Below are 8,838 nucleotides of genomic sequence, written 5' to 3' on the forward strand. Positions count from 1 at the left end.
TTGCGGATTACGGACGCACGACTCGAGTGACAGTAATTGTACCGCGAGCGAACGAAGTGAGCGAGCGGGTTTTTGATCCAGTTTCTCGAGTGGTCCGATCGTGATGGGATGACTGAGAACGTGACGTTTTCGGAGAAAATCGGGTGTTTCGTGAGCAGGGGTAGAGATTGTGAGTGAGATAATGCACGAATGCGACGGACGATACTCAATCGGTCACTCCTCGACATCGAGGGGTTCGAAGACGTACATGTGTCGGAGATCGACGTCGTACAGGAGCGTTCCCTCCGGCATCCGTTGGAGACGCCAGACGACGTACAGATCCCCAACCGCGCCGGTCGTGTTTACGAGTAAGACGAGATACGCGGTGACGGCGATAACCGGTACGGGAACGGCCAAGAGCGGCGTCGCAACGACGGTAATACTTACGAGCGGGGCGAGCCCGATAGGAAACAGTTGCTCGCGTCGCTGGAACTGTCCGAACGCCGCCGCGTAGAAGGAACCCATGGCCGGATGTACGCCGTAGGTCACGTCCTGTCCGTAATATCGCATGACGGTACCGTGAATCAGCTCGTGGACGACGACAGTTACGAACAGCGCCGCGACGAGCGGGAGGCCCACGTCGATCAGATCCAATACGATCACCGTGCTATCCCCCGTTTCGGTCACGCCGAACAGCGCTGCGAACACCTCCGGGCCCTGAATCTGCCAGAGCAGCCAGCCGAAGCCGTATGCCGCGAGTAAAAACAGTGGAATCGACGCGATCAGTAACACTGGTGTCGAATATTCGAACAGTCGGGGCTCGCCGTAGCCATCCGGTGGTTCAGGCGGGCTTGGCGTTCCTTGTCCAATACGGTTCGTCGGATCCATCTCGACCATAAAACCGCTTCTCCATTTCGATACTTGACAGTTCCGTCGGAATCACCGTTTCACTCGGTGCCCCTCTCACGACGTCGTGAATGGATGAAGTCAGCTGAAACGGAGAGGCTTCTACCACCCGTCCGATTATTCAGTTACTGATTCGGTAGCGCGTCTCGAGCGGCGCGCTCTTGTACCGGGCGAGTACCAGGTGGAGTCCGATGGCCACGGCGAACAGCCCGAAGTTCCAGATCGGCGAATCGTAGTAGATGACATCGACGATCACCGTCTCCGAGTATAGCGGCCAGAACGGCGTGAGCGGGGCGGCGATGTCGGGTGCGGAGAGGATATCCGCAAACAGGTGGCTGATTCCGCCGAGCGCCAACCCCGCTGTCGCGAAGACGAAGACCGTCTCGGACGCGATATTGGTGCTTCGAATCCAGCGGGTGGCAGCGAACCTGGGGGTGAGCCACTTCGCAACGGCCGCGCCGACAAGGATGCTCAGCAGGAGCACGAACACCACGGTGTGGGTCACGCCGTGGTGGGTGATCGGGAACACCTGCTGTAAGACGAGATCGGTGTCCGGGAGCATCGCGGTGACTAACGCGAAGCCCGTAAACCCCAGCGCGCCGCGTCGACCCCAGACGAGCCACGCCGGGGCGGCGAACAGCAGCGCCATCGCGAGGTGGCCGGTGACATCGACCATCGGTGTGGCGCCTACCGGAGCCTCCGGGCGATCCGGAGTGCCAGTGATACCGCCGTCCCGATGCCGGGAACGCGAGACGAGAGCGCGGCCGCGCCGAGAAGCAGGAGGCCGCTCTTCGGCCGCCCGCGCCGAAACGCCAGCAGGCTGTCGATCAGCGTCGACACGATGCTCAGCTTGTTCGCTGACTGTGAGTTCAGGTTCACCATAGGTACGTTTGCCAACGTAGGGTTCGTATAGTCAAACCCGACACCGCTGCAGTAGCAGGCCGCGGAATCGATCGGTTTCGACCACAAAGCCGCTTGCTCACTGACTCGCGACCAGGGCCGCTCGTCTTTCGAGCTTTCGGCACTCCTTCGCTCCCGATCAGTCGTGCCGAAAACTCCGCTGGCCCGTAAACGCCATCGCGGCATCGACCTTTTTCTCGTCGGGTTCGTTCGCTCTGCTTACTCACCGCTCCTCGAAAAATCTCGACCAAAAAGCCGCTCGCTCCCGCTCACGGGCGCGTTACGCCCGTTCGCATTTCCGCGGTTCTCGCTCACGACGTTCGCTCCGAACCGCGCTTCGCTCGCGGTCCTAATCGTGTCTGAAGGACCGCTGGCCCGTAAACGCCATCGCCATGCCGTGTTCGTTCGCCACCTCGATCACGTCCTCGTCGTTGACCGAGCCGCCGGGCTGGACGACCGCTTCGATGCCCACCTTCGCGGCCTCCTGGATGCCGTCCGGGAACGGGAAGAACGCGTCCGAGGCCATCACCGCTCCTTCGGCGTCCTTGCCCTCCGCGTGTTCGTCGGCCTTCATCGCCGCCAGCCGAACCGCGTCGACGCGGGAGACCTGTCCCATCCCGACGCCGACCGTCTCGGTTCCCTTCGTGAAGAGGATCCCGTTCGATTTGACGTGTTTGAGCGTCTGCCACGCGAACACCATCGACTCGAGTTCGGCGTCAGTCGGCTCGCGTTCGGTAACGACCTCGAGGTCGTCGACCGAAATCGACTGCAGATCCCGTTCCTGCACGAGGCGGCCGCCGACGAGGGGCTTTTCGGTGAAGCGCTCGGTGCGCTCGCCGAGTTCACCGACATCGAGCACGCGGAGATTGTCCTTCTCGAAGAGCACCTCGAGCGCGTCGTCGGTGTAGCCGGGCGCGACGACGACCTCCTTGAACGAGTCGATGACCTGCTCGGCGGTCGCGGCGTCGCACTCGCGATTCAGCGCGACGATGCCGCCGAAGGCGCTCATCGGATCCGTGGAGAGGGCCTTCTCGTAGGCCTCGGCCAGCGAGTCGGCGGTCGCACAGCCTGCCGGGTTGGTATGTTTGATGACCGCCGCCGCGGGCTCGTCGAACTCCTTGATCAGGTTGAGCGCGCCGTCGGCGTCGTTGTAGTTGTTGTACGACAGCGCCTTCGCGCCCTCGTTCAGTTGATCGGCGTGGACGACGCTGGCCTCGTCGCAGGTGTAGTCGGTGTAGATCGCGGCGTCCTGATGCGGGTTCTCCCCGTAGCGGAGCGTGTCCGCGCGGTCGTCGGAGACCAGCCGACGCGCCGGCAGCCCCTCTCGCGGCTTCGCCGCTCGAGTGTTCGAGGCGCTACGCGCCTCGCGTCCGTCGTGGTCGTCCGAATCGGTGCTCGCTACGTCGGCGTCTACCGAGACCTCGCCGGCATCAGTGTCCACATCCACCGTGCCTTCGGCAAACCACTTCACGGCCCGCGGATACGCGCGGAACTCGCCCTCGTAGAGGACGCGCTCTTTCAGGCCCTCCTCGTCGTCGCCCTCGTAGACCGGGATCGGCTCCTGCGTGACGATCGGCCCGGCGTCGACGTCGTCCTCGATGACGTTTCCGTCCTCGTCGGTCGCATCCGTGACGACGTGGACCGTACAGCCCGTCACTGAGACGCCCGCCTCGAGCGCGTCGCCCCACGCGTCCATCCCCGGGAACGACGGCAGCAATGCGGGGTGGACGTTCAGCGTGGTCGGCGCGGATTCGAGGAACGTGTCAGAGAGGATTCGCATGTAGCCGTCCAGACAGACGAGGTCGAACTCGTAGTCCGACAGCGCCTCGAGCACCGCCGCCTCGTGTTCGCTGCGGCTCATATCATCGGCGAGCGGAACGACTTCGGTCGGGATCCCGCGCTCGGCCGCGGCCTCGAGCACCGGCGCGTCCTCGCTGTTCGTCAGGACGACGGCGAACTCGACTCCGCCCGGTCGTCGGTCGGCGATGTTCAACAGATTGCGCCCTCGGTTGCCGGCCATCCCGGCGATTCGCGTCATGGTGGGACTCCCGCCCGCGAGCGGCAAAGTGGTTGCGGTCTCGACGGCCGATGTATCCACGTCCGTGTATCGATACGGCGATATTCGCAACCTGATCCGGAGAGGTATGCACGCTCGTGGCATCGGACGCTCCGGGTTTCGATACGCTTTTGCACCGCGCTGGACAGACTCGCACAATGACCGAGACCGACGCCCTGTACGCCGTCTCGCCGCTGGACGGCCGCTATGACGGCCGGACCGCCCCGCTGTCGCCGTACGCGAGCGAAGCAGCGCTCATGCGCGCCCGCGTTCGCGTCGAAGTCGAGTACCTGATCGCGCTGGCCGACCTCGAGGCGACATCGCTCGAACTCGGCCTCGAGGCGCGCGAGCACCTCCGTGGACTCTACAGCCACTTCGCCGAGGAGGACGCACGATTGATCAAAAAACTCGAGACTGAGGGCCACGCCGACTTCGAGGCGACGAACCACGACGTCAAAGCCGTCGAGTACTTCGTTCGGCACCGACTGCCCGAGGGCAGCGACGCCTCGGCCTGGATCCATTTCGGGCTGACCAGCGAGGACGTGAACAACCTCGCCCACCGGCTGCTCGTCCGGGACGCCGTCGACGAGGTGCTCCTCCCGGAACTGTACGCCGTTCGGGACACACTCGCCGGGATGGCTCGCGAGCACCGCGACCTCCCGATGCTGGCCCGGACCCACGGCCAACCCGCCACGCCGACGACGTTCGGCAAGGAGATGGCCGTCTACGCCTCGCGGCTGGGCCGGGCGACCGGCCGCATCCGGCGGGCAACCGACAATCTGCGGGGGAAACTCGGCAGCGCGTCGGGCACCTACGCGGCCCACGTCGCGGCCTATCCCACCGTCGACTGGCAGGCCTTCGCGCGGGAGTTCGTGGAGGGGCTGGGCCTCGAGTTCGAACCCCTCACGACGCAGGTCAACCCCTGTGACGACCTCGCGGCGCTGTTCGACGCGTTCCGCGGGGCCAACGCTGTGTTGCTCGATCTGGATCTCGACGTGTGGCTCTACGTCTCCGACCGCTACCTCGGGCAGGAGGCCGTCGCGGGCGAAACGGGGTCGTCGACGATGCCCCACAAAGTCAACCCGATCGACTTCGAGAACAGCGAGGGCAACCTCTCGAAGGCCAACTCGGATCTCACCTTCCTCGCGGACTACGTCACCACCTCTCGACTCCAGCGCGACCTCTCCGATTCGACGGTCAAGCGCAACATCGGCGGCGCCTTCGCCCACTGCCTGATCGCCTACGGCAAGACCGCGTCGGGGCTCTCGAAAGTCGTCCCCAACGAGCAGGTCATGCGCGACGACCTCGAGGACACCCCCGAGATCATCGGCGAGGCCGTCCAGACGATCCTCCGGCGCGAGGGACAGGAAGACGCCTACGAGCGCGTCAAGGCCGTGACCCGCGGGAAAGACGTGACTCTCGAGGACTTCCGCGAGATGTTCGACGAACTCGAGGTCGACGAGGATGTCCGCGAGGAACTGCACGCACTGACGCCGACCGGGTACACGGGCGTCGCGAGCGAGTTGGTCGACGACCTCGAGTAGAACGACTGGCGAACGCCCCGGACGAGTACCGCGGTAGACGCCGTTTACCGGAATATAGACTGGGTCTCATCGAGAATAGACGCCGTCTATTCTCGCGATCTATTTTGCACCGCGTATCACTTCGACGTTATACGACCTCTCGCTCGAGTTGAGGCTTCCTCTGTACTGTTGTCAGCTGGTGTATATATAGTGGGGTGTGTGGCATAGGTGTTCTCGAGTCGCTCCGGGCGTTGGCGGTGCAGGACGGTGGGTCCGGCCGCCGAACGCGACGGGGCGACCACGGAGAATACGACCTATGACGAAAGACAAGTTCGACCTTTCGCGGCGGAAAGTACTGGGAAGTCTCGGCGTGGTCGGCACCGGTGCCGTCCTCGGGGGAGCCGGAACGGCGGCGCTGTTCAACGATCAGGACGACGTGACGGGCAACACGATGCAAGCCGGTCAGCTGGATTTGGAGGTTGATTACACTGCTGAAAATACCGGAACTAACCAAGTAGTTGAACGAGGTGGAAACGAGGAAGATGGAACTGGTGACCTGACAGGGTTCGAACTTAGTGATATTAAGCCAGGTGACGACGGCTCTCTGGAAGTCTGTCTCAAGCCGGTCTCCAATCCTGCCTGGATCTGGATGAGCGGGAATGTGACAGAGAACGCAGAGAACAACAGGACCGAACCAGAGGTAGACGTTGATGATACGCCAAACCAGGGCGAACTTGCCAACTACATTGAGGGCGAGCTAAGATACGTCGCAAATGGAGATGTGATCGCTGAGGGAACACTCGCACAGATAATGGGGGAAATTGGCAATGGTGTTCTCATTGACCACGATCCAAGCACATCGGAGGATGATGCCTTCCCAGCAAACAATCGTGCGTGTGTTATCCTTGATTGGTGGGTCGACAGTGATGTCGGTAATATCATCCAGACGGATAGAGCGAAGTTCGATCTGAGCTTCTACGCTGAGCAGGAACGGCACAATAGCGATTCTGATAACCCGTTCGCCTAGCACAGTTTCTCAGATCAAACATCAATTTAGAATTTCTTGACCCGCGTCGGCGCGTCGACGGTTCGATTCCGTTGGTGGGTCCTCCCTCAAAGGGATGTCAAGATGACTAACGAGAAACTCGATGTCTCACGACGAAAACTGCTCGGCAGCCTCGGACTGATGGGCGGCGGTGCCGCGATTGGCGGTTCAGGCACGGCAGCACTATTCAACGATCAGGAGGAAATGACCGACAACGCAGTGACGGCTGGCGCACTGGATCTGAAAGTCGGCTGGGACATGACGTACAACGGTGCCGAGACGAGGACCGATTCCGATGGCCTCGGAAATAATCCGGGGCCGATCTTCCAGATCCCGCCTCACGGCGACGTCAAGCCCTGCGACTACGGCGAGGCCACGATCGGTCTCCATGTCTACGACAACCCGGCGTGGATCCACATGGGCGGTGAGTTGACGGCCGACGACGATAACGGACTCACCGAACCGGAGAGCGAGGTCGACGACACCGGCGGCGATGGCGAGGGCGAACTCGCGGACGCCATCCTCGCACGTGCATGGTACGACGACGGTGACAACGTCTACGACCCCGGAAGCGAACAGCAGATCGTCGCAGGCTCGTTGAGGGACGTACTCGAGGAACTGAACGAGGGGATCCTCCTCGATGGGGATGTCCAGAGCGAGAGCAGCGAGGGCAGTTCTTGCGTCAAGTTGGGAAAGCACGACGATACGCCAAAGAACGGAGAGACGTACGACTTCAGCGAGGGATCGATCGACATCGTCGGTGTCCACACCGAAGACGGCGAAGTCGTCGGCATCGATTGGGAGAGCACGGTCGACCTCTGTGCGGTCGTGGTCGCTGGCGGTGGCGATGGTGGATCCAAGACCGTCGAGACCTGCTACGACTGCGTTCGCTCTGGAACGGCTTTCGCTCCGGAAAACGAGAACAATCGTAACCGCCGCTGGTACGAGATCAGCAATGTGACGTTCTACTACTGTCAAGAGAAAGGCGACGCCAAAGGAGAGTGCTTCGAGAACTCGACGACGCAGTACATCGGCTTCGAGTGGGAACTCCCCTGCTCGGTCGGAAACGAGGTCCAGAGTGACTCGGTGGAGTTCGACCTGAAGTTCCACGCCCAGCAGTGTCGGCACAACGACGAACCGGACAATCCCTACTCGTAAGGGACAGTAGCAAGATGTCGACGACTCTCTTTTTGAACGGTTCTGTGAACGGTTTCCAACGAGCGCCTACCCTGTCTTTGATGGCTCGCTAATTCGAACAGTTGCTGCTACTGTGAACAGACGGTTCGTGAAACCCGGATAGAACGATTAGAAGACGATCTCTCGTCTCTCAGCCGTCATCGGATCTACTCAGCCGTTCGGTTCGGTCTCCGTCACGTTATCGTCGTTCTCGCTCTCTGCTTCGACCGTTTCCTCCTCTTCTAGCTCCTGAATCTCACCGTCGCTCGTCGCCGTTTCACTGTCCGTTCCGGATTCATTATCGGTGTTTTCGTCGGTCGTATTCTCCTCTATCGCCCCGTCGTCACTTTCGTTCTCGAGCGTATCGTCGTTGCTCGTTGCGGTGTCGTTGGTTTCGTTTTCGGACTCCTCGGTCGTCCCATCCGTGTCGGTTTCGTTATCGGTGTTGTCCGACTCGAGCCCATAGCCGTCGCCGGCCTCGATTTCGTTCCCGTCCAGTACTTCCTCGTCGGTAAACGTGCTCGTCGTCGTCGTGATCGTCGCACCCGCGAGCGTGAGCGTGACCATCACAAGCAGGAGCGCGAACCGCGTTCGTCTGTTTGGTTGCATTGCTATTTCTCAGTCGTCCTCCGCCGGTTCCGGAGCGGTGTGCTCCACGTCTCGAGGGAGACTCGTTCGATCGTCGATATTGGGTTCGTCGTCCCCGTCGTCACTGTCGGCGTCTTCGGTGCCGTTCCAGGCGCGGTACAGGTTCCACGCCTCGGAAACCATCAACAGCGTTCCCGGCACGATCATCAGGAGTACGATCCCGAGTCGCGTTCCAGCGAAAAGGACGACGTGACCGATGTAGGGGAGCGTGTGTGCGTGGCGAGCTTCGACGGCACCGGCTGGAACGAGAGTGGCGTCCGGATCCTCGTTCGCGTCGCCTTTCGTCTGGAAGTAGTGCTCGCCATCTTCCTCGACGACCTCGACTACGCGGTGGGTCGTCCGCTCGCCGCTCGAGTCGGCGTACGTGATCACGTTCCCTTCCTCGATCGTCTCGGGATCGACGTCCTCGACGAGAATCACGTCGCCCGATTCGAACGTTGGGTTCATGCTGTCGGAGAGCACGACGTGGCTCTCGCTGGCCCCCGCGAGCTGCGGGACGCCGACGACGAGGAACGGCGCGACGACTGCGACCAACACGAGGATTCCGACGACGTTGACCGCCGTTCGATGCTCCGACACGACAGTACGGACGGAATCCATGATTG

The 8,838-nt window shown here is 61.8% G+C and carries 9 protein-coding genes; 3 read left to right on the forward strand and 6 right to left on the reverse strand.

The features are described 5' to 3' along the window. Positions 1-213 precede the first annotated feature (213 nt). From ACEWFR_RS23590 to purH, 4 genes are all read right to left on the reverse strand, one after another. Positions 214-876, reverse strand: coding sequence for a DUF3267 domain-containing protein (locus ACEWFR_RS23590; protein WP_374063320.1), 663 nt, complete (start codon positions 874-876; stop codon positions 214-216). Positions 877-1,006: 130 nt separating this feature from the next. Then, positions 1,007-1,561, reverse strand: coding sequence for a metal-dependent hydrolase (locus ACEWFR_RS23595; protein WP_374063321.1), 555 nt, complete (start codon positions 1,559-1,561; stop codon positions 1,007-1,009). Positions 1,562-1,572: 11 nt separating this feature from the next. After that, entirely contained in the window at positions 1,573-1,767 is a 195-nt protein-coding gene (locus tag ACEWFR_RS23600; protein WP_374063322.1) for a hypothetical protein, read from the reverse strand. Positions 1,768-2,134: 367 nt separating this feature from the next. Then, positions 2,135-3,823 (reverse strand): bifunctional phosphoribosylaminoimidazolecarboxamide formyltransferase/IMP cyclohydrolase, encoded by a 1,689-nt coding sequence (gene purH, locus ACEWFR_RS23605; RefSeq protein ID WP_374063323.1) that lies wholly within the window; start codon positions 3,821-3,823, stop codon positions 2,135-2,137. Positions 3,824-3,999: 176 nt separating this feature from the next. Here purH and purB point away from each other — a divergent pair, with 176 nt between their 5' ends. The 3 genes from purB to ACEWFR_RS23620 all read left to right on the forward strand — a co-directional run bounded on the left by purB (position 4,000) and on the right by ACEWFR_RS23620 (position 7,567). Then, a complete protein-coding gene (gene purB, locus ACEWFR_RS23610; protein ID WP_374063324.1) occupies positions 4,000-5,385 on the forward strand; it encodes an adenylosuccinate lyase in 1,386 nt (461 codons plus the stop codon). 295 nt (positions 5,386-5,680) lie between these two features. Next, positions 5,681-6,391, forward strand: a complete 711-nt coding sequence (locus ACEWFR_RS23615) for a SipW-dependent-type signal peptide-containing protein (RefSeq protein ID WP_374063325.1) — start codon at positions 5,681-5,683, stop codon at positions 6,389-6,391. A 102-nt stretch (positions 6,392-6,493) separates the two neighbouring features. Continuing rightward, complete coding sequence (locus ACEWFR_RS23620; RefSeq protein WP_374063326.1) at positions 6,494-7,567, forward strand: SipW-dependent-type signal peptide-containing protein; 1,074 nt, start codon at positions 6,494-6,496, stop codon at positions 7,565-7,567. A gap of 189 nt (positions 7,568-7,756) precedes the next feature. Here the strand turns inward: ACEWFR_RS23620 and ACEWFR_RS23625 are convergent, their stop codons facing one another. Next, positions 7,757-8,194, reverse strand: a complete 438-nt coding sequence (locus ACEWFR_RS23625) for a hypothetical protein (protein WP_374063327.1) — start codon at positions 8,192-8,194, stop codon at positions 7,757-7,759. 9 nt (positions 8,195-8,203) lie between these two features. Continuing rightward, the coding region (locus tag ACEWFR_RS23630; protein ID WP_374063328.1) for a signal peptidase I at positions 8,204-8,838 on the reverse strand (635 nt) is incomplete at its 5' end.

The organism is Natrinema sp. H-ect4 (assembly GCF_041894845.1).
Classification (GTDB): Archaea; Halobacteriota; Halobacteria; order Halobacteriales; family Natrialbaceae; genus Natrinema.